The organism is Ruegeria sp. O5, from assembly GCF_056535105.1.
On record NZ_JBQERN010000029.1, the window covers coordinates 1 to 26,314 of the forward strand.

A 26,314-nucleotide genomic window follows, 5' to 3' on the forward strand; every position below is an offset into this window, starting at 1 on the left:
CAGAACCAACAGGCTGAGAGGAATAAATCGACTGCTTTCGGCTTCGCCAACCGGCAGTTCAAACGTCGACTTCTTCAACACTATCTCCGCACAGCGTTCATTCAGGTGTAGTGCCGCGAACGTCTGTTTCGAGCCGATTCTGTTGAAAAACAACGTGTTGCTGACGCAGAAAGTAGTCATCTGAGCTGAGTGCGATTGCCTTTCTTATCAGGTCTTTCGCGTTTGCTGCGGTGCAGGAATGATCTTGGCCAATTTGCGGAGGTTTTGGGCGGTGGCGGCGAGGAGGAATTCGTCATTTGCGCCACGTGGTCCACGTAATCGGAGGCGGCCCAACCCAAGAATGCGCTTGAGATGGGCGAAGAGCATCTCGACCTTCTTTCTGAGTTTCATCGAGATGTCGTATTGGCGGGTTTTGGCGATCTCGCGGGCGACCTGGCGTGCGTCTTCGTGCTCTTCGCGGGTGATTTTGCGCGCGTCGGCATTAGGGCAGCATTTGGCTTTTGATGGACAGGCCTGGCAAACGTCTTTCAGGGCGCGGTAGCGGGCCGTGCCCTTGCCAGTTGGCCCTCGGTTTGGGTCAGAATAGTTACGGCGGAACTGCTTCAACGCATGACCTTCGGGACAGATGTACTGATCTTTCCCGGCGTCCCATTCGAAGTCCGCACGGGTCCAGGTTCCGTCGTTGCGCCTGGATTGATCAAAGACAGGTATGTGCGGTGCGATCTCGCGGTCGACCAGCCATCCAAGAAGTGGCCCGGTGCCATAAGCCGTGTCGGCGATCAGCCGTTCAGGATTAAGATCGAAATTTGCCTTCACGCGGTTCAACATCGCCTTCGTTGATCCGACCTCGGCTTGCCGGATCGAGCGGGTCGCCTCCACATCCGTTGCCCGGCAGTCGTTTGCTCTGCAAACGATGAGAGGGGACGATGACGCCATGGTCCGTGTCGATCAGATAGTTGTCGGAATAGCTAAAGAATGCTGGGCCTTTACGGGCCGCCGTCCACTGGCTGGCCGGATCAGAATGGGAGGTGAACTTTGGTTGCACCTCGCTCGCAGCCCCGAAAGCAGCCTCGTCCAGCGTGTCGAGATACTCGCGGACCGCGCGGGGCGCATCGGCCGGATCGATACTCGTCGCGTCCCACTCTTCCTTTGGCGTTGAATTCTGCTTGTTGGCATCCGCCTCGATCAGGCTGGCATCAATTGCCAGGCGCTGGCCGCTGACCAAACCTTCCGCGATGCACCGCGCAACAGTCGTCTCGAACAGATGACGCAGCAGCTCACTCTCACGGAAACGCCCGTGTCGGTTCTTGGAAAACGTGGAATGATCCGGGATACGGTCATTCAGATCGAGACGGCAGAACCAACGGTAGGCGAGGTTCAGGTGCACCTCTTCACAAAGCCGACGCTCCGACCGGATGCCAAAACAGTAGCCGACCAGCAGCATCCGGATCAGCAGTTCCGGATCGACCGATGGGCGGCCAGTGTGGCTGTAATAATCCGCGAGATGTGCTCGAATGCTGCTCAGATCAACAAATCGATCAATCGACCGAAGCAGGTGATCTTGGGGAACGTGGTTCTCCAATGAGAACTCATAGAACAGCGACGATTGCGCTTCCTGCCTCGGTCCCATCATCGCCAATCCTCCCGCCCACTGGAAGAATTGAATCAGCAGTTCATGCATCGATCAAGGAAGAGTTTTTCAACAAAATAAGCCCATTCCGGCTGATGCTGCACCAGCCAGGAATGGCAGCAGTGCGCAAATGTTGACTCTACAACGCTGAACGAACGGCGCACACTGGACTTTGATCACACTCTCACTCACTGAGGTGCAGAATTCTCCAAACCGGTCGATTACCGAATTCGCAGTTGGTAAAAAAGTTTACGTTTTGACTGTCATCTCCGGTACTAGTCACTCGGTCAAAAGAGCCGAAAGCTCATCCGCCCCTTTTTGCAGTATTCCCAGAAACGACATCAGACTGTTGACGTCATGACGTTGTGTCGGCGCATGAACCGAAAGCGTGCCTACCAATCGGCCTTGCCCATCCTGAACGGGTACAGCTAAGGCAGTCATTCCGGTCATGAATTCCTCGTCATCGGTGGAATAACTATTCTCAGAGATACGTTGGATCTCCGCTCGCAGCGACTTGGGATCAGTCAGCGAGCGCTCCGTCTGTGGTTGTAGATTTCCCGCTGAAAGAAAACCGTCCAGCGTTTTTTGCCGCAGTGTGGACAGGTACATCTTGCCGCTGGCCGTACAATGGAAGGGTACCTGAGTACCAACCGGAAGCTGAATCCGCAGTGGCCACTTCGTTTCCACCCGGTCCAGATAGATCATCCCCTCTCGGTCTGGAATGGCGAGATTGCAGGTTTCACCAACCTGCTCGGCGACGCTGCGCAAGATCGCCAGACGCGCCGTACGCAGGTGCTCGGAAGACATCGTATTGACTGAAAGCAATCGCAGTCGGTGTCCAGGGCCGTATGAACGCCCATCCAGATCGCGCTGCAGGAAGCCCTCGGCTTCTGCGGTTTGCAACAGGCGGTGGATGGTTGGCTTGGCCAGGCCCAGTGACTCGATCAGGTCTGACGGTTTGACGGCGACCCCGCGTCGCGCCACCTCCTCAAGGATGAGAAGAAGGCGCAAGTTGGTCGGTATCTGAGTTTCTTTGTCTTTTGTTTCCGTCGCGGCCATTCCGTAACAGTCTAGTTATTTGGCAGCAGGATCAAGGCCAGATCGGGTACTAGCGACACCAAAATCCACACTGACAGCAATGCGACCAGATAGGGCACAGTGTACCGCAGCAGCCGGAAATAGGGCACGCCGGTCACGCCTGAAGCCACATAAAGGTTTAAGCCATATGGCGGAGTGATGAACCCGATAGATGCCCCAACAAGGAAGATCACCGAGAAATGGATCGGATCAATTCCGACTGACGCCGCTATCGGGGCAAGGATCGGGGCCAGGATGATCGTCACAGGTAGGCTTTCCAGCACCATGCCCGAGAAGAAGACGATCACCATCGAGGTGAACAGCACCGCATGGTACCCACCCATTGAGGTCACGAAATCCCCAATGGTCTGCTGTGCGCCAAGCAATGACAGGATCTGCTGCATCACCACCGAAATCGCGATCAGCGGTGCAAGAATTCCGGTGATCTGGGCCGAACGGATAACGATCGATGGGATCTCAGGGATCGTAAACCCTTCGACTACGAACATCTCGGCATAGCTCTTCTCGGTTGGCGATATATCATTCCGCGCGCCCATGATCCGGTTGATCGGATAGCTGACCAATCCTGCGATCACGCAGAAGCCAACTGTCACGCCCGCTGCTTCGGTCGGAGAGAATTTGCCCGTGTAGATACCCCAAAGCACCAGTCCGATGGCGAAGAACCCAAGCCATGCGCCAAAGGCGGTTTTCAACACTCGGTTCAGCTGTAGCGGGATCAGATGCCCCCAACCATTAAGGCGGCAAATGATCCAGCACGCGAACTGCATGCCAAAGACCATCAGTGCGCCAGGAAGGATGCCCGCAACGAACAGTTCGGAAATCGGCAGGTTCATAAGAAACCCGTAGACGATAAAGATGATCGACGGAGGAATGATGATGCCCACCGTGCCGCCCGCCGCCGCTGTGGCCGCGCTGAATCGTTCGTCATAGCCGCCTTTCACCATCTCAGGATGTAACATCGAACCAATTGTGGCTGTCGTCGCCGAGTTGGATCCCGAGATTGCTGCGAATAACCCGCAGGCGCCAAGCGAGGCCATCGCCAACCCGCCGCGTATCCAGCCCAGACAGGCATAGGCAAAATCGCTTAGACGCCGCGCAATGCCCGATTTGTTGATAAGGTCTCCGGTCAGGATGAACAGGGGCATTGCCAGTAGGGCAAAACCCTTGTTGAACACGTTCAGCAACTCGGCGCCCATGTTGTCCAGCGTCAGACCAAGGACAAATGAACAGCCTATGACCCAATAGCCGATCACCAACAGGACCGGCACGCCCAACATGAACAGAAAAGTGACCCCAAGCGAGATCAGTGTGACCATGGTTCCATCTGTCATCAGTCTGCTCCGATCACGGCCTGCTTGATCAGCGGCTCACCTGTTTTCCAGTTGTGCAGATCGTCGGCGAAGTTTTGAAATACCCGCCCGACCATCAGAAAGAACGACAGTGGTGCGGCCAGAAGGAACCACCACTGCATGATGTTGTCGGTCCCCAGAACGATCTGAAAGTTCGATGCCGATAGGGCGACCAGCCTGGACGTGGTCACGATGACGATCACTGCGAATATGAACCACAGCACGGCGTCAAGGATCAGGCAGGCCAATTGCCCGCCGCGCGGCATGGCAGAGCGGAATTCACTAAAGCTCAGATGTGTGCGTAGACGGACGTTGTACGAGGCCCCGAACCACGCCATCACCATGAACAGCAGCGGTGGAATAGTAGTCGACCAGGGCTCTTGATCGTTGAATACGAACCGGTCGATCACGCCCCAAAAGATGATCAAGGCAATGGCAAGGTAGGAGTACACCATCACCGATCGTTCCAGATGCCGTTCAATGAAGGGCACGGCCCGATAGATCAGCATGATGACGAACCCGCCCAGGGCCGAGACAATCGCGCCTAACACCCAAGTTGCGTCGGATTCCAGTGCGGATTGAATCTCGAACGAATCCTGGCTGAGAAAGGCGCTGAATATCGCGCCGATATCTGCCCAAAATGACATCTACCCCGTCCTCCCAATCGGTATTTGTTGAACCGGCCCAGCGGGGCCGGTTCGGTAAGTCTATCAGGCCTGGCCTTTCCACCAACGGCGCGGCTCGACATTCTCCGGCAGTGTATTGGCCGGAATCTCGCGCGCGATGTCATAGATTTCCTGATAAGTATCGATGCCACCTGCCCATTTGTTCAGGCGTTCACGCCATTGCGCCCAGGGCTCAGGGTTGTAGTTCGGGGCGCACATTTCCTCGGCCAGTTTGATCTGATCATCCGCCAGAAATGCCGGGCGCACACCGTTTTCGGCAAAGATCGTGTCAGGCAGTTGCGGGTCCGAGAAGCCCACGGTGTTCAACAGCGCCGCCTCATTCGCGCCCTGTATCAGCGCCTGCGTAAAGTACGAAGATTCCATCACAGCATCCTGTAACTCGCCGCTCAGCCCATCAAACACCTTTGCGGACATTGAAGTATGTTCGGTTCCGCAGAAGAATTTCAGGTTCACCGACTGCGAGACCACCGGCGCCATGTTGGCATAGGCAACGGCCGAGGCCCATGTTTCGGCCCCGTCGATCAGACCAGTCTTGAGCGCGTCCAGAGTCTCTTCCCATGCCACCGGCACCGGGTTCAGGTTCAATAACTGCATCGCAATCCGGCCCAACTGCGTGCCTGTCACGCGGTTTTTGGTGCCAAACAGTTCTTCCAGTTTGGTGACGGTTGGTTTGTCTGAAAAGGTCGATCCCATTTGCAGACCGCGCAATTCGCAATGAGTGAACAGGAACTTCAGCCCGTGCCGTTTCTCCAGCGGATCACGCAGGATGCGCTGGCTCGCAGGACTGTAGAAGAAATGATACTGCGCCGCGCGGCTGGGGAACATATACGCATAATCCAGCACGTTCAGATAGGGCGCACCGCCGGCAGAGTTCTGGGTCGATGCCGCATAGATGTCGACGATACCTTGCTGAGTCTTCTCAACACAGCTCAACTGACCGCAGATCTGGTTGTCACCGATGAATTCGATCCGAATTTCGCCGTCGGTGCGCTCTTCCAGATCCCGCGCGAACTCGATTGCGCCCGCGCGTTCGATCAGCAGGTTGCGGGTGTTAAACCCCGACGCGCCGAATTTCAGCGTGTGCTTCGGTTCTTTCGAAAAGCGTTTCTCGTAAGTTGATTCGGCAGCCTGTGCCAGATTCGCCAGGCTCATTGCGCCACCGAACCCGCCTGCCGCCAATAAGGTCGAGCTCATGCCGTAACGGCCCGCAACTCGGAAGAAATCCCGACGCGAAATACCACTTAGTTTCCGACCAATCTCCATTGTTTACCTCCCTGATCGCAATTATTGAGACGTTTTGTATCAAAAAAGGCTAGTATAATTCGATCAACTTGCATAGAGTTTTTTTCAGCAACTTTCGGAGGAGGCAGTCATGGAGGTGGATTATGCGGTTGTTGGCGCGGGGTCTTCGGGCTGTGTCATTGCCAATCGGCTAAGCGCTGATCCCAATACGACGGTTGCGCTGCTTGAGGCTGGTGGCCGCGATACGAACCCGTGGATTCACATCCCTGTTGGCTATTTCAAAACAATGCACAATCCATCGGTCGACTGGTGTTATCGGACCGAACCCGATCCCGGCCTGAACGGTCGATCCATCGATTGGCCACGCGGTAAGGTGCTGGGTGGGTCATCCTCTTTGAATGGGTTGCTATATGTGCGCGGCCAGAAAGAGGATTACGACCGTTGGCGTCAGATGGGCAACGAAGGTTGGGGCTGGGAGGACGTGTTGCCACTGTTCAAACGCTGCGAGGATCAAGAGCGCGGCGAGGATGAATTCCACGGTGTCGGTGGACCTTTGTCTGTGTCCAACATGCGCATCCAACGTCCCATCTGCGACGCATGGGTCGCTGCAGCGCAGGCCGCAGGTTATCCGTTCAATCCAGACTACAACGGGGCCGAACAAGAGGGCGTCGGGTACTTTCAGTTGACCACCCGCAATGGTCGACGCTGCAGCGCAGCCGTGGCGTATCTAAAACCTATCCGGGGTCGTCAGAACCTCAACATCATTACCAATGCCTTGGTAGCGCGGGTGGTTTTAGAAGGGAAAAAGGCAACCGGACTGGTTTATCGGGATCGTTCGGGTGCTGAACAAACTCTAAAAGTCCGGCGCGAGATCATTCTGTCCGGTGGGGCGATCAATTCCCCCCAAATTCTGATGTTGTCGGGAATCGGAGACCCAGATCATCTAAAGGAAAACGGTATCGAACCGCTGCACGCCCTGCCGGGTGTCGGCAAGGGTTTGCAGGATCACTTACAGGCGCGGCTTGTGTTTAAATGTAACGAGCCGACTTTGAATGACGAAGTCCGCAGCCTGTTCAATCAGGCGCGAATTGCCCTGAAATACGCGCTGTTCCGCGCAGGCCCGATGACCATGGCCGCCAGCCTTGCCACCGGTTTCATGAAAACCCGCCCCGAGGTTGAAACCCCCGACATTCAGTTTCACGTCCAACCCTGGTCCGCTGACAGTCCTGGCGAGGGAGTGCATCCGTTTTCAGCGTTCACGATGTCGGTGTGCCAACTGCGCCCGGAAAGCCGCGGAGAATTGCGGTTGAACGGTCCCGATCCGTCTAAACACGTCAAAATCATCCCAAACTATCTATCCACGGAAACGGATTGCAAAACGATCGTCGATGGCGTGAATATCGCACGTGGGATTGCCAAACTGGCCCCTCTGGCTTCAAAAATTTCCGAGGAATTTCGACCGACGGCAGAGCTGAGTTGCGACGATTACGAAGGCACGCTGGATTGGGCCAGATCAAATACGGCTTCAATCTATCACCCAACCGGAACCTGCGCGATGGGAAGCAATGGCATGTCCGTTGTCGACGCAAAACTAAATGTGCATGGAATAAAGAACCTAAGGGTAGCTGATTGCTCCATTATGCCGGATATCGTCAGTGGCAACACTAACGCGCCAGCAATTATGATAGGCGAAAAGGCAAGCGACTTGATAAGTGCAGATGCCTGACAGTCCCTCCGTCTTGCCTGCATGCCATGCAAAATGCCCAAAACACTTGCAACCGATGGATGAGTGCGCCAATCGCGCAAGCTCAAGCTGTTTGGTCGGTGGAGTCCAGTCGCAACTTGCGCTTTGCCCAACTCATGACTCATGACTCATGTGTCATGTGTCATGTGTCATGACTGACAGTGATCTGGGAGCGACCATTGGTCAATGATCTGTGGAGCATCTAGCGCAGGGATTTAACACCATACCAACCTCGCGAAGCATGCATAAACGGTCGCGGACACTTTCCTAAAGTTCAACTCGTAACGTCCGCTTTCCTATTTTTGGGCGTACAAGTACTGCACTTTCTGAGATAGACATACATAGCCCTGGGTCGCGAACTTGAATGTTCCCTAATTGTCTGGGTGCGGACACTGCGTCGGTGAACGCTATTGGCTGCTAAGTCCTGCAGACTGTGAGTTCGTGCACCCTGAAAATTTGCGCCTGCAGCGAACGGCCGGTTCGACGGGCCGCACCGCAGCGGCGACATGTGTCGATGAACGTCCGCTTCGGGCCGCTAATCAAGTCTCACGGTGTGTAGTAGTGTGCTCCGAGGGCATGATCGGGTTTGAATTCGACGATGGAAAAAGTATTAGGATATGGAGGATTTTTCTTTCGGGCAGAAGACCCTGCCACCTTGGCCGTTTGGTATCGTGACAATTTGGGAATTGATCTCGTTCCCAATGATTATGAAACGCCGTGTTGGACGCAAGAAGCAGGCGAGACAGTGTTTGCCCCGTTCGAAAAAGTAACAGAGTATTTCGGGAATCAGGAAAAGGCATTTATGCTGAATTTTCGTGTTAGTGACATCGATAGAATGATCGCACAGCTCGAATCTAAGGGTGTGGAAGTCCGCCGAGATCCAAATTCACCTTATCCGAATGGCAAATTCGCATGGCTCAATGATCCGGAAGGAAATCCAATAGAGCTCTGGGAGCCAGCTTAGCCTCCAGGGCGAGCAATCATAAAACTTCGCAATGCTCGAATTTTCCGTCTTAGGACCTGGGGTTTGGATTAAGAACAGGGGATTCTTCTCAGCTGCCGCCAGTCCTCGTCAGCTTTTCGATCATCAGTTGCTGTAGAAGAATGATGGTCTTTGCATCCCGAATTTCGCCCTCGGTAATCATCTGCATCGCGTCCATTAGTGGAATGTGCATAACTTCAATGTCCTCTCCTTCGTCGAAAGAACCACCCCCTTGCCCCTTTTTATCAGAGCGTGAATACGTACCTTTGAAGAAAGACAGAAACTCCGTGACTGAGCCTGGGCTCATGTAGACGTCAAACAAGTGGATGAGTTTGTCGATCTGATAACCGGTTTCTTCTTCAAGCTCTTTACGCATTCGCTCATCGGCCTGAGCGCCGCCAAGCAACCCAGCGGGGGTTTCGATCAGCCCATCAATCCCTCCATTGAGGAAAACTGGCAATCGGAACTGACGCGTGAGCAATACTTGATCTGTATCCGGGTTGTGCAACAGGCAAGTCGCCCCGTTGCCGCGATCATAGGCTTCTCGTGTTTGGCGCTGCCATTGGCCATTCTGGCGACGAAATTCAAACTCGTATTTGGTTAGAACGCCCCAATCATTTGCCAGAATTTGCTCTGAAACCGGGCGAAAAATCTGGCTTTCGGGCATTTTCCCGCTCCGATTCGTCATAGGTTCATGCTCAATTCAAATTGGCGGACTGTCGGTACAGCTACGACACTTCCAAGAAACGACTGGAACTCTGTTGATGTGACGTCGATGTTGAGTAGGCGAAGCGTGCCGCCAGCCTGACATGTGTGGAGCAATGAGCTGGCGATCCCTTCGCGTCTTCGGTCTTGGCGAACGCAAATTTGGGCAAGGGTATTGTTTGTTGGCAAAATGACCGCATAGGCCGCCAGACCAAGGTTATCGGATATGGCCCAGCATTGTGCTTCATAAGCTACGGCGCTGACGGACGCGATGTCGTTTTGCCAGGAGGGTTCCAATTCGATCATTGCGGTGGCGTCGCTCTGAATCTCCCTCCAGGGTACCTTTCGCACCATACCAGGAGCATCGGTACTCGGCAGCGGTGGAACGTCATAACACTGCAGAGTCCGGGCAGCTTTCATTCCCAGAGAAGCGTACAACTCATATGCCTTGCTGTTATCGGCCATTACCTCGGTCTGGAAACTTTCCGTGTCTTGTTGTCGAAGGTGCACAAGGCAATCATCCGCCAATCTTCGTGCCAATCTCAACCGTCGGAACGCAGGAACTGTGCCGCTTGCAACCAGATAGCCGCGGCGACCGCGCAAAGACACCAACCAAATGGCAGCGATTTGCCTTTCAACAATCGCAAGCCGCGAGGCTTGGCGATCATATCCCCTCTGCTTCAACATGAATGCAAATGACTGCCGGGTCAGTTGCATTGGGACTGTGTAGTCCGAAAACGCGCTGTTCATTACCAGGCGCAAATCCTCAAGTGAGACGTGTTCAGCCGATACGATCTTTGCGTCCATAAATTGTCCAATTTAATAGGTTGAAACAACCACTCTAACTTAACAACGCTTTCGCACTACCAGGATGATCGTTGAAAGTAACACCTTTCAGGGAGCGCTGGATAATCCATGCCAATGTCCCTTTTCATGTGGCCTGACCAGTGTTGAAACTCGCCTGGGTGAACAGTTTTGTCCCGGTAGGTTGCATTAACCAGAGTCAAAAAGTTTTGAAAATACGTGAGCAGTCTCATATGGTCCCCACATTCATTGAATTGATGGCTGTCATACGTTTGACCGGTTGAATGGGCTTAAAACAAACAAAACAGAGCCAAAGATCATAAGGAGATTGAATGGCTTCCCGAGGTGATCTTCCGCCACTGGCTGCAATTCGGGTTTTTGAGGAGGCCGCGAGGAGCAAGAACTTCACGGTTGCCGCAGACAAGCTTGGGATGACCCAGGCTGCTGTCAGCTATCAGATCAAGATCCTTGAGGAGCGGGTTGGCGCACCACTCTTCCATCGAGAGGCACGTGGAGTTTCCCTGACAGATATTGGGGCAGGTTTCGCAGAAAAGGCGACCGACGCGCTCAACGTTCTGAGTGACGCATTTGCCGAGGCCAAAGGCGTTTCTCAGGAAACGCTTGCAATCAGCGTCATTCCAACATTTGCCACCAATTTTCTGGCACAGCACTTGGGGGGATTTCAGGTGGAAAATCCCAATATTGCGGTGCGGGTGGAAGTGAGTGAAACCCTGACAGATTTTGTCTCCAGCGGTTTCGACGTCGCCATTCGCGGTGGCAAAGGCAACTGGCGTGGACTTTCGAGCCATTTACTAATCCAAACCCGTTTTACCCCAATGCTGAGCAAGGATCTGGCTGAAAGCATAGGCGGCGTTCATGATCCCAAGGACCTAATGCGTCTTCACATTCTGTCGCCGTCTGATCCCTGGTGGAACCGTTGGCTTGCAGAGGCGGGATTGGAGAGGCCGGAACTGTCAGACGAAATCCGCCAACATTTCGGCCCGCAGGTATTGGAAGCCAACGCCGCCATGTCAGGTCAGGGTGTCGCAATGCTAACACCTGCGTTTTTCAAGGATGAGCTTGCAAGCGGGCGGTTGACCCAACCTTTCGATCTGACTTGTGAAGATGGATCAGGCTATTGGCTTGTCTACCCCGAGAGCCACCGCAATTCGCAGAAGATACGGCGGTTCAGGAAATGGCTGGAAGCAAAGACCAAGGACTGGCGATCCTAGGTGCCAAAAGCCGTTCCGAGATCTAGGGCTGGTCGAGGGGCGGCAACCTGTGCTCGAAGATTGAAGACTTTATGATCGATGTATTGGTCTCGGCCCGGTCGTGGAAGGGCAGAAGGATATCGTCGAGTTCGCTGATCTCTTTCAAAAGTAGCCGTGCGACATAACAATCGTCGCCAGTGACCCTGTCACATGACATAAAGCGAGGCTGCTCCTCGATCATCTTCTCTACAATGTGAAGCTGCCCACTTCTTGGTTTGATCCTGACAAGAGCCTGGATTGTATAGCCAAAACGTTTCAAATCGATCCGGGCACCAAAGCCCGTGACGTATCCGCTTTCCTGAAGGTGGCGCAGGCGTTCTCCGACGGCAGGGCCGGAGAGATCTACGTTCTTTCCAATGTTTGCGAGGCTGGTACGGCCATAAGAATCGAGAAGCTCTACGATTCGGCAGTCTGTTTGGTCCAGTTCTTTCGACATGAAGGAAGTTTAGAGAATCGGACAATGATGTGAAAGAAGATTTTCAATTTGCCCTTCATCAGTGCTGGGACAGAACCCAGTTCCTTCCGATAGTTTGCCGCAAGCAGAATTAAGGAGACAAACATGGATATCCAACGTATAGCGGCATTTAGCCAAGGATCGGAAGGCGGCAATCCGGCAGGTGTTGTGTTGTTGGAAAGTGAAGCCAGTGCCGAGGAAATGGCCCGGGTCGCAGCTGAGGTCGGGTATTCAGAGACTGCGTTTGCCGTCGCGCAGGATGACGGAGGAAAGAATTGGCGCGTTCGTTATTTCTCCCCTGAATCTGAGGTTCCATTTTGTGGCCATGCGACGATTGCATTGGGCGCCGCGCTCGGGCGACATAGTGGGGCCGGCACCTATTCCCTGACCCTGAATGACGCCACGATCACGGTGAATACGGACACGACACCCGACGGCGTGGTGGCCACCCTGTCATCACCACCGACCAAAAGCCGCGCACTGACAGACGCAGAAACGCGCGATATCCTGGCGCTCTTTGATCTGACGGTGGATGACCTTGATCCACGCCTAGCCCCGGCTCATATCCATGGCGGCGCCGATCATGTCGTGCTGCCACTAAAAAGTCGAACCCGATTGGCTTCAATGACATATGATCTCGATAAGGGACGGCAGGTGATGCGCGATCATGATCTGGTCACAGTGATGCTTGTCTTCATAGAGACCGATCAGACATTCGTTGCGCGCAATGCATTCGCTTCGGGGGGTGTTCTGGAAGACCCGGCAACGGGCGCAGCGGCGGCGGCCTTTGCAGGGTATCTGCGTGATAGCAACTGGCCACATGGGGGTGAATTCACGATCCGCCAGGGTGAAGACATGGGAAGTCCTTCACTAATCAAAGTGTCGTTGGATGACGTCAGAGGAAACTCGGTGCGGGTATCCGGTACTGCGCGAGACATAATATGAGCGACCTTCCCGACGCAATTGCAGCCTACATCGAGGCCTACAACCAGATGGATGTGGCTGGTATGATCGCATGCCTTTCTGATGACGTGGTGTTTCGAAACATCGTCGACGCAGATGTAACGATCGAAACGTCAGGGAAACAGGCCTTTTCCGAGTTGGCCGCTGCAGGTGTGCAAGCGTTCAAAACCCGTCAGCAAACGGTAACAAACATGATTTCGGTCGGGACCGTCACCTTGGTCGAGATCGACTACACGGCAGTGGTTTCGGCCGATCTTCCCAACGGGTGGAAAGCAGGGCAGCAGCTGCGATTCCGAGGCGCATCTGCGTTTCGCGTCGAAGACGGTCGGATCGTCAGTGTTACCGATCAGAGCTGAGCGAGCCAAAAAATCCATTGATGTCATGCACTGACGTTTTGTTGGCGCAGATGTTCGTCTTGCCCCAAGTTTTGGTGACAACACTGTGAACACGCAAAGGAACTCAGATGATCAAACGTTTGGCTCCGGCCTCGCTGCGCGTTGTACCGGAACAGTATCAAGGTATCTATGTGCACGGCACCCAGATCACTGCTCCGCGGTCGTTTTTGTTTTTGTCAGGACAAATCGGGGTCTCTCCGGATGGCAAAACTCATACGGGATTCGAGCAGCAATGCCATCAGGCAATGGACAATGTTGAGGCACTTCTCAAAGACGGCGATCTGGACACGTCCAACATTCTGCGCGTTGTTTACTATGTCACCGACGCGGTTTTCCTGCCCGAGCTTTCCAAATTGCGTCAGGCCCGTTGGAACCGAGGGCACCCGCCGGCGGTGACTACGCTGGTCGTTGCTGCCCTCGCAGCACCAGATCTTCTCGTTGAAATCGAAGTTACTGCGGCCCGTTGACCTGGATGACACATGCCGGATCAGATTTGGGCTCTTATACTCTTTGCGCTAATTGCCACCGGCTCTCCCGGCGGGGCAACAGCGCTTGCAACAGCGTCTGGCGCGCGGTTTGGCTATCGGCAAAGCCTGCCTTTGATTTTGGGGATCGCCATTGCACTCGCGCTGCTGGTGGCCGTGTCCGGAACCGGTCTTGCGGCCACGCTGCAATCTACGCCTTTTCTGAGTTCTGCTATCAAAGCAATCGGGTCAGCGTACCTTGTTTGGCTGGCACTGAAAATTGGGTTGGCCGGATCACCTTCGGCCACGCGCTTAAGCGAGGCACAACCCATGAGTTTCCTCGTCGGGGCGGCGCTGTTGCTTGTCAATCCAAAGGCTTGGGCGATGGCGGTGGGAGTCGCTTCATCTTTCTCCAACTTGGTCTCAGATCCCTTTTTGCTTGGCAGCATTCTTGCCGCTGTGTTTCTGGCGTGCGCTTGTGTTTCCCTGTCGCTTTGGGTTTTGGCAGGAGGGTTCATCGCAGATTTATTGCGTACTGACCGTCATTGGCACATCTTCAATGGAGCAATGGCGACACTCCTATTGGTTTCGATCCTACAGCTTTGGATTTAAGGGAAATGAGTTCACAGCTTTATCGGGCCGCACTGTCGTAGGTGGGACTAAAGCCTTATCATAGCCTGAAATATCACTGCGTTTTCAAACGTGATCATGAATTGAATAGATGACGAGGTTTGATCCTTGAGAAATGGGTTCATCTTGCTGACGGGTTGTTCAGGTGGTGGAAAATCCACGCTTCTCGATGCCTTGAGTGAGCGTGGTTTCGCGACCGTATCGGAACCGGGTCGGCGTATCGTAGAGGAAGAAATTGCTGGTGACGGCAAAGCCCTGCCTTGGAGAAACATGAAAGCCTTCGCCATGCGCGCCGTCGAAATCGCTCGATCTGACTTAGAAGCGGCTCGACAACATCAAGGTTCAGTGTTTTTTGACAGGGGGCTCATTGATGCGGCGGTTGCATTAGAATACTCGCGCGGACCATCGCTAGGTGAAACGATTGGAAAAGCCCGTGTTTACTCCGAGCCTGTATTCTTGTTTCCACCTTGGAAAGAGATTTTCGAAAGTGACGCTGAACGCAAACATGATTTTCAAGCTGCGGTAGAAGAGTATCATCGCATAGAATGTGCTTTGAATGACCTTGGTTACGAGGTTTTAGTTTTACCAAAGGTATCCGTGAACGAACGGGTTGAATTCGTGCTGGATGAAAGTGGAATTACTTAGTTCGGATGACTGCTTGGTGCGCGATTTGGTCATCAAAAAGCTCTGAGAATTTCGCGCGAGCGCCAATGTCCGCAATGCGGGCTGCGACCACAGCATGTGACCGGCCGGTGAATGACCTGTTTGGGCCGAGTAACTCACGGAAGAAAGGGTAGGGACCCATACTGCGGGGCTTCCGAGGTCTGCTAGTTGCCCTTGAGTACTTCACCAATCAAATGGTTCATAACCTCCTTGTAGACCTCCGGATCGCCCCCATAGGCGATCTCAAGAGCGGCGCGATCAAACGCGGCCGACAACAAATTAGTCAAAGCATCGATCTGTTTTGGTGAATGCTTAGGAAGAGCCCGCGAAAGCCCTTCACGAAGTTCCTCTGTTCCATTGGCCCGGGTCAACGCGACAGCGGTGCTGTGCCCTAATACCGCTGGGGCCTCTTCCATCAGGAGGCGCACCCGACCTGGAACCAACATCGCATCAAAAAAGGCATTCGATCCTGCCATCATGGCCTGTTCGGGATCGGCCACATTGCGCGTTTCCTGGTCAATATGGTGTGAGATTGCTTTGGCCTCCTCTTCTGCGACGGCGCGGAAAAGGTCAGCCTTGTCCTTGAAATGATGATACAGCGCGCCGCGGGTGACGCTGGCTTTACGTACGATGTCTGGGGTTGCAGTGTCGGCAAATCCCGAATCCACAAACAATTTGCGGGCAGCCTCTACGAGTTTGGCACGCGTTTCGGCGCGTCGGTCTGCCTGGCTGCGTCGGGCGGGTTTTTCTGGGGGCAAATTTAACGGCTCCGAATATCACTACAAGCACCTTACATACATCTTGCATGTATTTGCAAATTGATGATACATACAAAGTGCATGTAAGTTAAGGAGATCAAAAATGCGTGTCACTCAATATTATCCGGTCATTCAGTCTGAGACGGTTTCTGAGACGGCAGAGTTCTATAAACGTCACTTTGGCTTCCGCGCAGCGTTCGAGGCGGATTGGTATGTGCATCTACAAAGTGAAGCGGATCCGTCGGTCAATCTCGCGATCGTCCAGTCGGACCACGAGACGATCCCGGAGGTTTCCCGCGGTGCGTCTAAGGGCATGATCCTCAATTTTGAAGTCGAGGATGTCGACAAAGTGGATGAACGACTTCGGTCGGAAGGAGTTCCGGTGGCAAAGTCACTTGTGAGCGAGCCGTTTGGCCAACGCCATGCGATATATCGCGATCCAAACGGGGTACTGATTGATGTTATCACTCAGATCCCACCCTCAGAGGAATTCCTGTCTCAATATGCAGCCGACGCGGTACCGTCGTAATTCAGGGTGCCGGATGGCCAGGTTGGTTCGAAGCAGTTGGAACGATTTGCCCGCGTGTAAAGCGACCAATTCTGGACAGATCAGTGGCCTTTGCCGAGTTGGCCACCTTTGGTACTGGGGCGGCCTTGTTATCTGTGCCCATGTTCGAACGCTACACCGAACACGGCCGCCTGATACAACCCTTCAGTGAAGCCGTTAACGCTGGTAAATATTGCTTCGCCTAGCCTTCGGATCGCCCCGCAACGGATGCTATGGGTAAATTTGCAGAATGGCTGACCGCCAACGGAGCCACTGAATTAAGTGATTTCACGGACCAGAACCGCGCAAATTGATCTGCATCAATATTTGGACCGCAAACGAGAGTTATGGCGAACGGAAGCAGTTTGGATGAAGTCGCGGTGACAAAAGAAAAAGTTGGCCGAGTTGTCTGGCACGATCTTTTCACGCCTGATGTGGAAGCTTCCAGGTCATTTTACGAAAGCGTGGCAGGTTGGAGCTATATTGTCGAACACGCCACAGATTTCGCATGGGGCGGCGGCCATCGAGATTTTGTCCTCGCCACTCTCGATGGAGAGGCAGGGGCCGGGGTCGTTTCTCAAAATCAGGTGTCCTTTGAAGGCTGGATTCCTTATATTGAGGTCGAAGACGTAGATCAGGCTGCCAAGCTCGCCGCCCATCTCAAAGGATCGGTAGTGAAACCGCCCTTTGAAGTTCCAGGGGTTGGTCAGAACTGCCTCTTGCGTGATCCGCTTGGCGCGTTCTTCGGTATATCTGTTTCGCGTCACGACTATCCTGTCCCCGCTCGTCAGTTTACGCACGAACACTACCTATCTCGCGGCGGCGCATTCCCGGACAACTTCTACCACCAAATGTTCGGATGGAATCTCTCACCTGCTAGAAACGTACCTTCGTCACAGAGACTGATTAGTTTGAATAAGGACGTGTTGGCGATATGTGCAGCGGAACCTGCAGCTCCCAACAACAACGTTGCGTGGGCGCCGGGTGTTCGCGTCCAATTTCTCGAAAACGCGCTCAGCAAGATCAACTCAGGCTCAGGTTCCGTGCTTGCTCGTCATCAGAAAAATAAAAATACTTTTGAGAAGGGTCTGGTATGCGATGCAACTGGGGCATTGTGCTGTGTCGTCCAGAATTGATGCTCGGTCGCAAGGTTCGCAGTCTATTGTCTATAACGGCATCCTCAAGTGGGTCAAAAATCTCAAATCCGATCTTGGTGCTAGCTTTCGCAATCGCAGCGAATACAGGAAAGCGTGCCGCTACCGTCGTGTAAGAGAACTATGCTTAAGGTTCGGGTTGAGGCGATCGCACTTGATAGTTGTTGGAATTGCACACATACAACATCCTGATGAGAGTCGGCGTGGATTGGGTTTGTGAAGTAGGGCCGGCTAATCGAGAAATTCGTCGATGGTCGAGGCGACATCAACCGCGGTTTTTACATCGGACATGCTGGTGTTCTCAAAGGCGCTGCCGCTTTCAACACCTGGCCTGAGCCTCTCATAAATGGATAGGATTTCCTCTTCCAGTTTGGTCGGCTTTTCTTCGGACCAGCTGGCCTTGGTTTTTGCGATGTCCGTTGCGAGTTTCATAAGATCAAGGCGCTGAGGCAGAGTTAGCATTGGTTGGTTCCGGGTCTGTTTGCGATGTCAGGACCAGCCTACGCACAGTGGTCGAACGGGCAGAGTGAGTCACCGTTAAATTCCTGACGGCCGGACCTCAGTCCAGCGCCCCGGTTGCGCGCAGCGCCTCAGTCATTTTCTGTGAGATGTCAGATGGCACATGCCAGATCGCGTAGAGCGTCTGGATAAAACGGTCAACATCGGGAATGTTGGTCTTCAGGGCCAACAGGGTTGAATCCAGGTCGGCGTCCGGTTCCGTGTAAGGGATGCACATAAGCTCAAGCACTTCAGAACCATTCCACATGCCACCACCGACTTTGCGCGCCGCTGAACGCGCGCCGCTGTAATCATCTTTCATGAAACAGATCAGGAACGTGCTTGCGTGGTACCAGCCGGGCGGGTTGGGGCTCAGCTCGATCGCGCGGGCGCTCAGTCTCGCGGCCTGTTCAAGATCGCCGCGCAACGCAAAGCAGGCCGCCAGATCGGCCAACATGTCTGGATAATTCGGATTGGCCCGCAATGCTTTAGCGGCCGCTTCTTCAAAGCTTTCGAACTCTCCACGATGAAAATGGGTCAAAAACAACGCGTGCTGGCCGGTTGCGTTCAGCGGATCCAGAGCGACCGACCGCTGTGCGGCCTCCAGCGCGCGATCAAAGGGCGGGGGGGACTTGCGAAAATTGAACCCGCCGCGCAGTTCGTCGCCGTAGACAATCGCGAGCATCCCCCAGGCGCCGGCATATTCGGGATCAATCTCAACGGCGCGCTCCAGCAGGTCGCGGACCTTCTTGTGTTTTTTAACCGTGGGTTCACGCCAGTATTCGGTGGCCAGCAACCTGCACTGATAGGCATCCAGCGTGTGCGTCTGTGCCCTGCGCTGCACTGCACCTGTTCGATGGATCACTCCGTGGGGTTCCGCGATTTCCGTGGCGATCCGGGCGGCGATATCGTCCTGAATTTCAAATAGGCTGTCCGCGCTCAGGTCGCGGTCATAAGTGTCCGCGGAAACCTGTTGGCCGGTTTCCGCGTCAATAAGCTGGGCGGTGACGCGCAGCTTGTTGTCCCAATGTCGCACGCTGCCTTCGACCAGATATTGGACGTCGAGTTCGCTTCCGACCGCGCGCGGATCGCGGCCGCGGCCGCGAAAGCGAAAGGTGACGTGCCGGGACAGCACGCTCACCTCGCGAAACCGGGCGATGGCCGAGATGATTTCCTCGGTAAACCCATCGGCCAGATATTCCTGCGACGGGTCTCCGCTCAAGTTGTCAAAGGGCATCACGGCCACCGCGACCCGTCCGGTTGCCGCCGGGGGCGTTTCGGCATCGGTCCGGCGTTCGGGGTCAAACGCGATCTCAAAAACCGGGGCGTAGGACCCCTTGGGAATATGTATTCGAACCGGGTCCTCGCGCCCTTCCTGAGCGTAATAGAGATCCAGCCGGCTGCGCATTTTATTGGCCTGAACCCGAACGATCGTGTCGATGGTGGGGTCGAAATCCTCGGGCTTGTCGAAAACGTCAATGCCGATTGCATAGCCTTTCAGCGTCTCGGACCGACCCGCTAGCGCTTCGCCGACAATATGCGACAGAAAGCGGTTCAGGCGCGTGGTATCCGCGAAATGCGGACTGACGAGGACGCGCTTCAACTGTTCCTGAATAGCGCTTGGATCGATGGCAGAGCTTACTTCGGCAAGCATGTTTCCCTCCGTCGCTCAACTTTGTCCGATGACGAGCAGCGCCACAAGACAGCGCGACGGTTTAACCGTGACTCACTCGGATGCGGGCCGTGGATCTGCGAGGGTCTGGGCCATGGCGCTCAAAAGAGCCCAGCAAACATATGACCCATGAAAGGACTGAACCATGACAACATTTTCCGAATTCGTACAGAAAGCCAAAGACGACTATACCCGTGTCGAGGACGAGCTGAAATCGTTCGAACAGAAGGTCAAGGACGCGGGCGACGCGACCGACAAGTGGACCCAGGAGCAGGTGACAAAGCTGCAATCCGATCTGCAGGAAGCAAAAGACAAGGTCACTGACCTTGCCGATCGCATCCAGAAAGAAGGCGAAGACGCTGTGACGGACGCGCATGATCAGGCGAAGAACCATTGGGAAGCCTTGCACGCCGCCGTTGCCGCCTATCGCGATCATCTCGACAAGTCGGTCGCCTGACCCTAATCTTGGAGGTCGACATGACTGATTCAGTTAATGAAACCGTGCCGAAACCCGCGCTCATGGAAGAGGCCGCCGGTTGGCAGCCTCGACCGGTCTGGCTGATTGTGCTCGGCGTCGCCATGCTCTGTGTAGGGCTGTGCGCCGTAGCCTTCCCGCTGATGTCCACGCTGGCCGTAGAAGCCTTTGTCGGCGTGGTCCTGCTGGGCGGAGGCATCGTCACAGCGATTCAGGCATTTGCGGAAAAGGCCTGGAAAGGGTTCTTCTGGCTGTTGGCCATCGGTGTACTGAACGCGCTTGCGGGGCTTATTCTGTTGCTTGATCCGTTCGGCGGCGTTCTGGCACTGACCATTGCGCTTGGCGCGGTCTTTCTGGCCGAAGGCGTGTTGCGGATCGTAATTGCCATTCGGTCTCGTCAGGAGCGATCTATGGCGCTTATGATTGCGTCTGGCGCGATGGCCATTCTGCTTGGCGGCCTGATCCTGACCGGTTTCGTCAATGGCTCGTCCCTTGTTCTGCTGGGGGTTCTTGCTGGCTTGAACCTGATATTCGCCGGTGTGTCCCTGATGTCTTTGGGCCTGCCGCAGCGGTCCTTGGCGCATGGGCGCTCAGAAACTTAAGAGTGTCCCGGCGGACCCGGAATGGCAGGGGCATCTGATGCTCCTGCATTCTGATTTCACAGCGCCGCTATTTTCCTTGCCCGGTGCTCGCCGCTCGGGTGTCTTCAAACAGCCAGACCATGCGGTCCAGAAACCACAGTTTGCTACCCATAGTCAGCAGCAGCCCCAAGAGCGTTGGCCAGATTTGCAGTTGCCAAAGACCCCAGACCAAGGGGCCGATACCAACCGCACTACCAGCGGCCAGAATAAGAGGCACCCAGCGATGCCTTGCAGGGATTGGCGATTTCGCCCGCGCAAGCCAAATCCGTTCCCCAAGCACTCCCTTTGACATCCAGTTATCCGCGTTGCCCGTTTTGCTGAAGGCGCGCGGGTTCCACCATGTCCAGAAGACAACAATCCCGATTGGAACAAGGCACCACCAGCCCAGCCAAACCCGGCTCCAAAAGGCAAGAACGAACAGGGGAGGGATGCTCAGGCGGCTCCAGCCGCTCCACGGGTTTGTGTGCCGGTCCCAGACGTCGTCGGACATCGTAATGAGCTGTTCCAGAATGCTGCGATCGGTCATCGAACCCTCTTCCGAAGCTGGATCGCAATTATGGCCGTTTCTGTCTGTGTCGGCCAGAGCGGCAGGCAATGCGCGCCGCCCTAACCAGGGGCGTCAAAGACCCGAGATATCCACATACACTCGGTATTCCGCGATCCTATCCTCGCGAAAGTTGAACCTTGCAGCAAAGCGCACGTCGTGTGTGCTTTGATCCTTGCGCGTATAGTGTACAGTGCCGTCGCAGAACGCGGTATCGCCGCTGGACCAGATGCCGGTGATGGTATGTTGCATACCGTGGATCGTGGCAAAGAAATCCGCGTTCGCGGCTTGCACGGCTATGCACCCGTCAATCTGTTCAAAATTGCCAAGCTGGAATTGCACGTCTTCGGTGACATGCTCAACAACGCCCGCTTCGTCGAGCGCGTCAACCGCGGTATAAAGGGACGCGATCCGGGGCGCGTGGGCCGCTGTGGTGGGGGCAGTGATTTGCATGTTTTGGTTTCCTTTTCTGTTTGAAAGTTATCGGTGGGTCTAAGTCTGGTTGGCCTGTGACCCTCGATGCAGGACCGTTGGGAGTTTCAGGTGACCGTTGGTGACGGCTAGCCCAAGGAACAGGATTGCGAGGGACCCCAGCAGCCCAAGGCCAAGAGGTTCCCGAAAGACAATTGCCCCGATTGCGATGCCGGAAAGCGTGGCAAAATAGCCGACCTGGGCGAACCCAACGCCATCCGTGCGCCGCTGTACTTCGAAGGTCAGCGCATAGCTGAGCGCAGTGATGGATCCGATGCCGAAGATTGCGCCAAGCAGGGCAGGGGGCACCGAGACGTCGCTGATTGTGGTGCCGCGTCCCAGTATTAGGGCGGAAATCAGCAACAGCTGTGACAGAAGCGTTCCGGTCGCCAGCCCCAACGGATCGCCGCCGGGCGGGTAGGCATAGCTGCGAAAGACGTTGCCGCAGGCCAGAAACAAGGGCCCCAAAAGCGACAGGGCAATCCACGCCGGCTCGACTCCCGACAGGTCAAACCCACCCATGGTGGCAAGGCTGACCCCGGCAAGGCCGATCAGAATACCAACCAGGCGGTGCAACGGCAGCATCCTGCGCGCGATCAGTGCCGTTATCGCAAAGGTAAACAGCGGTGACAGCGTGACGAGGGCGGAATAGAACCCAAGGCTCACATGCTCCAGCACCAGAAACCCGATCACAGCGGGGCCGCTGACACCGAAAACTCCGGCGCCGACATAATAGGGAATGTGCCGCGCGTTGAGCGCCACGCGCTTCTGCGACAGCAAACACAACGCCAACAGCGCGATGCTGGCCAGCAAAACCTGCCAGAACAAAGCGGTCAGAGCTGATATTCCTGCCATCGAGACGAATTTGGACAAAGTGAAACTGACCCCCACCAGGACACCGATGGCCAAGATCAGCGCGGATACAGGGGATCTTCTGACAATATCAGGCATCACGCGGCCCCCATTTCCGGCACATCGGTTAAGCGCAGAGAAGCCGGGCCGATCGGGATAATTCCGCTGGGGTTGATGTGCCGATGGCTGAGGAAGTAGTGCTGACGGATATGGGCCATGTCCACAGTGTCAGCCACGCCCGGCAACCGCATGATGTCGGCCAGATAGCGGGACAGGGCAACATAGTCGCTGATGCGTTTGTAGTCGGTCTTGAAGTGGGTCACATAGACCGGGTCAAACCGCAGAAGTGTCGGAAACAGCTTCAGGTCAACCTCTGTCAGCACGTCTCCGGCTAGGAACCGGCGTTGGCCAAGCGTTTCTTCAATCGCGTCGAGGCAGGCAAAGAGCGCCGTTACGGCCTCGCCATACGCGATCTGGCTGGTTGCAAACCCGGCGCGATAGACGCCTTCGCGGATCGGTGACTGAATTTGTTCGGCGATCCGGTCGATTTCGTCGCAAAGATGGGACGGGCGAAGATCGGGTCCCGCAGCATCGAGAAATTCCGTCTGAAGCATGCGCATGATCTCGGCCGATTCGGTGCTGACGATCCGGCCCGTAACCTTGTCCAGTAGCACAGGCACGCTGATCGGACCCGTGTAATCCGGCTTGGCGTGCTGATAGACTTCGTAAAGGAAGCGGGTGCGTTCTACACCGCTTTGATCGTTGAACAGCGTCTGGTCGATGACCCAGCCGTTTTCCGACATGACCGGGTCCATCCATGTGATGCTGAACGCATTGCGTAAGCCTTTCAAAGTTAGAATCAGATCGATGCCATGACACCAGGGGCAGGCTTTGGACAGGTAAAGGTGGTACCGGCAGGGCGTGTTCGGAAACGCGGCGCCCGGTTGCACGCTGATGTGGCTCGTGAATGGGCTTTGCAGGCGGTGAAAACGACCGTCCGAGGCGAGCGGTCTGTCACGCAGAACTCCGTTGATAAGCATCATGGGCATGGCAGCCTCCGGCGTTAACAGGACATGCAGATACCTATTAGGCTTTCTATTTGATGATAATCGTGTGAATTTGAAACTTATAGGTGAGAAAAATTCGCCCAAAGGATCGCAAAACATGACTGAAATTAGCGCTATCCCCGTTTTTGTTGCTGTGGCGGACCATGGCGGGTTCGCAGCCGCCGCCCGGCATCTGGGTCTTACAAAATCAGCGGTCAGCAAGCGGATCGGCGTGCTGGAGGCCCATCTGGGAACGCAGCTCTTTCATCGGTCGACGCGGTCCATTTCCCTTACCGAGGCGGGCGAAATCTATCTGGCCCACGCGGCGCAGGCGCTTGACGCAGCGCAGGACGCCGAAGACGCAGTTGCGGCGTTGCAGGGGCAACCGGTTGGATTACTAAGGCTCAGTACACCCATGTCCTTTGGACAACTGCATGTTGCGCCTATGATTGCTGCATTCCTCAGGCAATATCCGGGGATCAGAATTGACCTGACGATGGATGACAAATTTGTCGATCTCGTCGAAGGGGGCATCGACGTGGCTTTACGCGCCGGAACGTTGCCGAACTCGGCCCTGATCGCACGCAAACTCGCCCCGATCCACAGCGTGATTGTCGCTGCGCCGGATTATCTTGCGCAGTCCGGAACGCCAGAGATACCCGAGGATCTTCTGTCACACACCTGCCTTCACTACGCCTATTCGCGCGACGCTTCGGAATGGCGCTTAGCCGGTCCCGCGGGCGACGTGCGCGTTCAGACATCCGGTGTTCTGCGCGTAAACAATAGTGAGGCCCTGTGCACCGCGCTGCTTGACGGGCTTGGCATAGGTCGCCTGCCGACCTTTATCGCCGGAGCCCACCTGTCTAGTGGCCGTCTGGTCAGGGTGCTGCCCGACTATCGTCTGCTTGAACAGGCGTTGTACGCCGTCTTTCCTGAACGAAAGCACATGCCAGCGAAAGTTCGCGCGTTTTTGGATTTCGTCGTGGAACGCATCGGGCACGACGCACCCTATTGGGATTTGGATGCAGGTCCGCTTTAGGGACAAGGGCCGATGATACTCTAACATTAAACCTGGACCGACCAAGAACACCCAAAGTGCGGGGCAGTCCGGCAATGTCTTCTTCGGGGAATGCTGTAGTGCAGAGTCGGATATTCTTGAACGGCTGGATTGGGCCGTACTTGCATCGCATAGCGACCCCGATCGCGAACGTACTGCACCGCATCCGAGTTCAGCCTCGAGCCCTTTCCACCATTTGGTTGACGAGTAATCTCGCAGACGATAGCCAGTGTTCTATGGTAAACACTACGATCATCGCAATGACTTGGTGGCTGGCCTCCTGACAGGGTGGCCCGATGACCAAACGTATTCCGAGGCCGCCGCATGGGCGGCCTTTTGTTTTCCGAGCTTCCCGATGCGCCGTATCCCGTTTCATGAGAAGACACAAATGAACAGACCAACCATTCTGACAGGTGACCGCACCACGGGACCGCTTCACATCGGGCACTATGCAGGCTCGCTTGCAAACCGGCTGCGCTATCAGGACAGCCATGAACAATTCCTGCTGCTGGCGGATACCCAAGCCCTGACCGACAACGCCCATGACCCGGAGAAGGTGCGGCGCAGCGTGATGGAGGTCGCGCTGGACTATTTGGCCGTGGGCATTGATCCCTGTCGCACCACCATCTGCCTGCAATCGCATCTTCCGGCGTTGGCCGAGTTGTCGATGCTCTACCTGAACTTCGTCACGGTCGCGCGGCTGGAACGGAACCCGACGATCAAGGACGAAATTCGCGTGCGCGGGTTCGGACGGGATATTCCCGCCGGATTTCTGTGTTATCCGGCGGCACAGGCGGCGGACATCACAGCCTTCAAGGCGACGGTCGTGCCGGTCGGCGAGGATCAGGCCCCGCTGATCGAACAAACGAATGAGATCGTGCGGCGCATCAACGCAACCTCAGGCCGCGCCGTGTTGCCCGAGGCGCGGGCGATCATCCCCAGGGCGGGCCGGTTGCCCGGTATCGACGGCAAGACCAAGATGTCGAAATCCGGTGGCAACGCCATTGCGCTGTCCGCGTCGTCCGAGGAGATCCGAAATGCTGTCAAGGCGATGTTCACCGATCCGAACCACCTGCGTCTCGAAGACCCGGGCTGCATCGAGGGCAATGTCGTCTTTACCTATCTCGACGCCTTCGATCAGGACCAGGACGGGCTTGCCGAGCTCAAGGCTCAGTATCAGAGAGGCGGGCTTGGCGATAGCAAAATCAAGGCGCGTCTGGAAGCTATCCTTCAGGAGCTCATCGCCCCAATTCGCGAGCGTAGGGCACAGCTCTCCGAGGACCGGGGATACGTCCTTGAGGTAATCAAAGAGGGCACGGAACGGGCGCGAGAGCGCACCGAGGCGACAAGGCGCGATGTGGTTAGTGCCTTGGGTCTGTTCCAGTTGTGGGTAACCTGAGGCGGGCGAACCGGATGAAGGTCCGTTTCGCCCGGATAGTGTTGAAAAAGTCCATTGATTGGTCGGTCTGTCGCTGATTCACTCGTTTTATGAGCGGAGGTGCGGCGATGATGGGACCGA

At 55.4% G+C, this 26,314-nt stretch carries 29 protein-coding genes and 1 pseudogene; 14 read left to right on the plus strand and 16 right to left on the minus strand.

The annotated features are described in order from the left end of the window. The 6 genes and pseudogenes from ACR0M3_RS19220 to ACR0M3_RS19245 form a co-directional block, all read right to left on the minus strand. The coding region (locus tag ACR0M3_RS19220; RefSeq protein WP_480912261.1) for a hypothetical protein at positions 1 to 180 on the minus strand (180 nt) is incomplete at its 3' end. A gap of 27 nt (positions 181 to 207) precedes the next feature. After that, positions 208 to 1,633 (minus strand): annotated as a pseudogene (locus ACR0M3_RS19225) (IS1182 family transposase). Positions 1,634 to 1,909: 276 nt separating this feature from the next. Next, positions 1,910 to 2,689 carry an IclR family transcriptional regulator gene (locus tag ACR0M3_RS19230; protein WP_480483850.1) on the minus strand — a complete coding sequence of 260 codons (780 nt, stop codon included), beginning with the start codon at positions 2,687 to 2,689 and terminating at the stop codon, positions 1,910 to 1,912. A gap of 11 nt (positions 2,690 to 2,700) precedes the next feature. Next, positions 2,701 to 4,059, minus strand: a complete 1,359-nt coding sequence (locus ACR0M3_RS19235; RefSeq protein ID WP_480900937.1) for a TRAP transporter large permease — start codon at positions 4,057 to 4,059, stop codon at positions 2,701 to 2,703. Then, complete coding sequence (locus ACR0M3_RS19240; protein WP_480912264.1) at positions 4,059 to 4,724, minus strand: TRAP transporter small permease; 666 nt, start codon at positions 4,722 to 4,724, stop codon at positions 4,059 to 4,061. Before ACR0M3_RS19240 ends, ACR0M3_RS19235 begins: the two co-directional genes overlap by 1 nt. A gap of 63 nt (positions 4,725 to 4,787) precedes the next feature. Further along, positions 4,788 to 6,026: a TRAP transporter substrate-binding protein gene (locus ACR0M3_RS19245; protein ID WP_209599445.1), complete on the minus strand. Its 1,239-nt coding sequence runs from the start codon at positions 6,024 to 6,026 to the stop codon at positions 4,788 to 4,790. 109 nt (positions 6,027 to 6,135) lie between these two features. Between ACR0M3_RS19245 and ACR0M3_RS19250 the strand changes: the two genes are divergently transcribed. Then, positions 6,136 to 7,731: a GMC family oxidoreductase gene (locus ACR0M3_RS19250; RefSeq protein ID WP_480912266.1), complete on the plus strand. Its 1,596-nt coding sequence runs from the start codon at positions 6,136 to 6,138 to the stop codon at positions 7,729 to 7,731. A 616-nt stretch (positions 7,732 to 8,347) separates the two neighbouring features. Next, on the plus strand, positions 8,348 to 8,713 hold the full coding sequence (locus tag ACR0M3_RS19255; protein WP_480912268.1) for a VOC family protein: 366 nt from the start codon (positions 8,348 to 8,350) through the stop codon (positions 8,711 to 8,713). A gap of 88 nt (positions 8,714 to 8,801) precedes the next feature. Here ACR0M3_RS19255 and ACR0M3_RS19260 read toward each other — a convergent pair whose 3' ends face one another. After that, on the minus strand, positions 8,802 to 9,398 hold the full coding sequence (locus ACR0M3_RS19260; protein WP_480537482.1) for an NUDIX domain-containing protein: 597 nt from the start codon (positions 9,396 to 9,398) through the stop codon (positions 8,802 to 8,804). A gap of 17 nt (positions 9,399 to 9,415) precedes the next feature. Then, positions 9,416 to 10,243 (minus strand): GNAT family N-acetyltransferase, encoded by an 828-nt coding sequence (locus tag ACR0M3_RS19265; protein WP_480506361.1) that lies wholly within the window; start codon positions 10,241 to 10,243, stop codon positions 9,416 to 9,418. A 329-nt stretch (positions 10,244 to 10,572) separates the two neighbouring features. On the opposite strand from ACR0M3_RS19265, the gene ACR0M3_RS19270 reads away from it, so the two are divergent. Next, on the plus strand, positions 10,573 to 11,472 hold the full coding sequence (locus ACR0M3_RS19270) for a LysR substrate-binding domain-containing protein (RefSeq protein WP_480506362.1): 900 nt from the start codon (positions 10,573 to 10,575) through the stop codon (positions 11,470 to 11,472). A 22-nt stretch (positions 11,473 to 11,494) separates the two neighbouring features. On the opposite strand, the gene ACR0M3_RS19275 is transcribed toward ACR0M3_RS19270, so the two are convergent. Then, positions 11,495 to 11,947, minus strand: a complete 453-nt coding sequence (locus ACR0M3_RS19275) for an Lrp/AsnC family transcriptional regulator (RefSeq protein WP_480506363.1) — start codon at positions 11,945 to 11,947, stop codon at positions 11,495 to 11,497. 123 nt (positions 11,948 to 12,070) lie between these two features. Here ACR0M3_RS19275 and ACR0M3_RS19280 point away from each other — a divergent pair, with 123 nt between their 5' ends. The 5 genes from ACR0M3_RS19280 to ACR0M3_RS19300 all read left to right on the plus strand — a co-directional run bounded on the left by ACR0M3_RS19280 (position 12,071) and on the right by ACR0M3_RS19300 (position 15,062). Then, the gene (locus ACR0M3_RS19280; protein WP_480912272.1) at positions 12,071 to 12,910 is read left to right on the plus strand and encodes a PhzF family phenazine biosynthesis protein; all 840 of its coding nucleotides are present in this window, start codon (positions 12,071 to 12,073) and stop codon (positions 12,908 to 12,910) included. Further along, positions 12,907 to 13,284 (plus strand): nuclear transport factor 2 family protein, encoded by a 378-nt coding sequence (locus tag ACR0M3_RS19285; RefSeq protein WP_480506365.1) that lies wholly within the window; start codon positions 12,907 to 12,909, stop codon positions 13,282 to 13,284. Before ACR0M3_RS19280 ends, ACR0M3_RS19285 begins: the two co-directional genes overlap by 4 nt. A 107-nt stretch (positions 13,285 to 13,391) precedes the next feature. Beyond that, positions 13,392 to 13,790, plus strand: coding sequence for a RidA family protein (locus tag ACR0M3_RS19290; RefSeq protein WP_480537483.1), 399 nt, complete (start codon positions 13,392 to 13,394; stop codon positions 13,788 to 13,790). Positions 13,791 to 13,802: 12 nt separating this feature from the next. Continuing rightward, positions 13,803 to 14,399, plus strand: a complete 597-nt coding sequence (locus ACR0M3_RS19295) for a LysE family translocator (RefSeq protein ID WP_480506367.1) — start codon at positions 13,803 to 13,805, stop codon at positions 14,397 to 14,399. A 126-nt stretch (positions 14,400 to 14,525) separates the two neighbouring features. Further along, entirely contained in the window at positions 14,526 to 15,062 is a 537-nt protein-coding gene (locus ACR0M3_RS19300; protein ID WP_480506368.1) for an AAA family ATPase, read from the plus strand. Positions 15,063 to 15,244: 182 nt separating this feature from the next. Here the strand turns inward: ACR0M3_RS19300 and ACR0M3_RS19305 are convergent, their stop codons facing one another. Next, complete coding sequence (locus ACR0M3_RS19305; protein WP_480489031.1) at positions 15,245 to 15,838, minus strand: TetR/AcrR family transcriptional regulator; 594 nt, start codon at positions 15,836 to 15,838, stop codon at positions 15,245 to 15,247. A gap of 103 nt (positions 15,839 to 15,941) precedes the next feature. Between ACR0M3_RS19305 and ACR0M3_RS19310 the strand changes: the two genes are divergently transcribed. Both ACR0M3_RS19310 and ACR0M3_RS19315 read left to right on the plus strand, forming a co-directional pair. Next, positions 15,942 to 16,367 carry a VOC family protein gene (locus ACR0M3_RS19310; RefSeq protein WP_170728043.1) on the plus strand — a complete coding sequence of 142 codons (426 nt, stop codon included), beginning with the start codon at positions 15,942 to 15,944 and terminating at the stop codon, positions 16,365 to 16,367. Positions 16,368 to 16,750: 383 nt separating this feature from the next. After that, positions 16,751 to 17,521, plus strand: coding sequence for a VOC family protein (locus tag ACR0M3_RS19315; RefSeq protein ID WP_480489033.1), 771 nt, complete (start codon positions 16,751 to 16,753; stop codon positions 17,519 to 17,521). A 249-nt stretch (positions 17,522 to 17,770) separates the two neighbouring features. Here the strand turns inward: ACR0M3_RS19315 and ACR0M3_RS19320 are convergent, their stop codons facing one another. Continuing rightward, on the minus strand, positions 17,771 to 18,001 hold the full coding sequence (locus ACR0M3_RS19320) for a hypothetical protein (RefSeq protein WP_480489035.1): 231 nt from the start codon (positions 17,999 to 18,001) through the stop codon (positions 17,771 to 17,773). 97 nt (positions 18,002 to 18,098) lie between these two features. Further along, complete coding sequence (locus ACR0M3_RS19325) at positions 18,099 to 19,691, minus strand: tetratricopeptide repeat protein (protein ID WP_170683955.1); 1,593 nt, start codon at positions 19,689 to 19,691, stop codon at positions 18,099 to 18,101. Between the two features lie 163 nt (positions 19,692 to 19,854). Between ACR0M3_RS19325 and ACR0M3_RS19330 the strand changes: the two genes are divergently transcribed. Then, positions 19,855 to 20,166, plus strand: a complete 312-nt coding sequence (locus ACR0M3_RS19330) for a hypothetical protein (RefSeq protein WP_170451072.1) — start codon at positions 19,855 to 19,857, stop codon at positions 20,164 to 20,166. Between the two features lie 20 nt (positions 20,167 to 20,186). Then, positions 20,187 to 20,786, plus strand: a complete 600-nt coding sequence (locus ACR0M3_RS19335) for an HdeD family acid-resistance protein (RefSeq protein WP_480912278.1) — start codon at positions 20,187 to 20,189, stop codon at positions 20,784 to 20,786. Between the two features lie 67 nt (positions 20,787 to 20,853). On the opposite strand, the gene ACR0M3_RS19340 is transcribed toward ACR0M3_RS19335, so the two are convergent. The 4 genes from ACR0M3_RS19340 to ACR0M3_RS19355 all read right to left on the minus strand — a co-directional run bounded on the left by ACR0M3_RS19340 (position 20,854) and on the right by ACR0M3_RS19355 (position 23,741). Then, positions 20,854 to 21,351, minus strand: a complete 498-nt coding sequence (locus tag ACR0M3_RS19340; RefSeq protein WP_480912281.1) for a DUF6653 family protein — start codon at positions 21,349 to 21,351, stop codon at positions 20,854 to 20,856. Positions 21,352 to 21,444: 93 nt separating this feature from the next. Then, complete coding sequence (locus tag ACR0M3_RS19345) at positions 21,445 to 21,822, minus strand: nuclear transport factor 2 family protein (RefSeq protein ID WP_480912283.1); 378 nt, start codon at positions 21,820 to 21,822, stop codon at positions 21,445 to 21,447. 39 nt (positions 21,823 to 21,861) lie between these two features. Next, positions 21,862 to 22,791 carry a DMT family transporter gene (locus ACR0M3_RS19350; RefSeq protein WP_480506372.1) on the minus strand — a complete coding sequence of 310 codons (930 nt, stop codon included), beginning with the start codon at positions 22,789 to 22,791 and terminating at the stop codon, positions 21,862 to 21,864. After that, positions 22,791 to 23,741 (minus strand): glutathione S-transferase family protein, encoded by a 951-nt coding sequence (locus ACR0M3_RS19355; protein ID WP_480537486.1) that lies wholly within the window; start codon positions 23,739 to 23,741, stop codon positions 22,791 to 22,793. Before ACR0M3_RS19355 ends, ACR0M3_RS19350 begins: the two co-directional genes overlap by 1 nt. A gap of 115 nt (positions 23,742 to 23,856) precedes the next feature. On the opposite strand from ACR0M3_RS19355, the gene ACR0M3_RS19360 reads away from it, so the two are divergent. After that, on the plus strand, positions 23,857 to 24,777 hold the full coding sequence (locus tag ACR0M3_RS19360; protein WP_480912286.1) for a LysR family transcriptional regulator: 921 nt from the start codon (positions 23,857 to 23,859) through the stop codon (positions 24,775 to 24,777). A 406-nt stretch (positions 24,778 to 25,183) separates the two neighbouring features. Continuing rightward, positions 25,184 to 26,194, plus strand: a complete 1,011-nt coding sequence (gene trpS, locus ACR0M3_RS19365; protein ID WP_480912289.1) for a tryptophan--tRNA ligase — start codon at positions 25,184 to 25,186, stop codon at positions 26,192 to 26,194. Positions 26,195 to 26,314 lie beyond the last annotated feature (120 nt).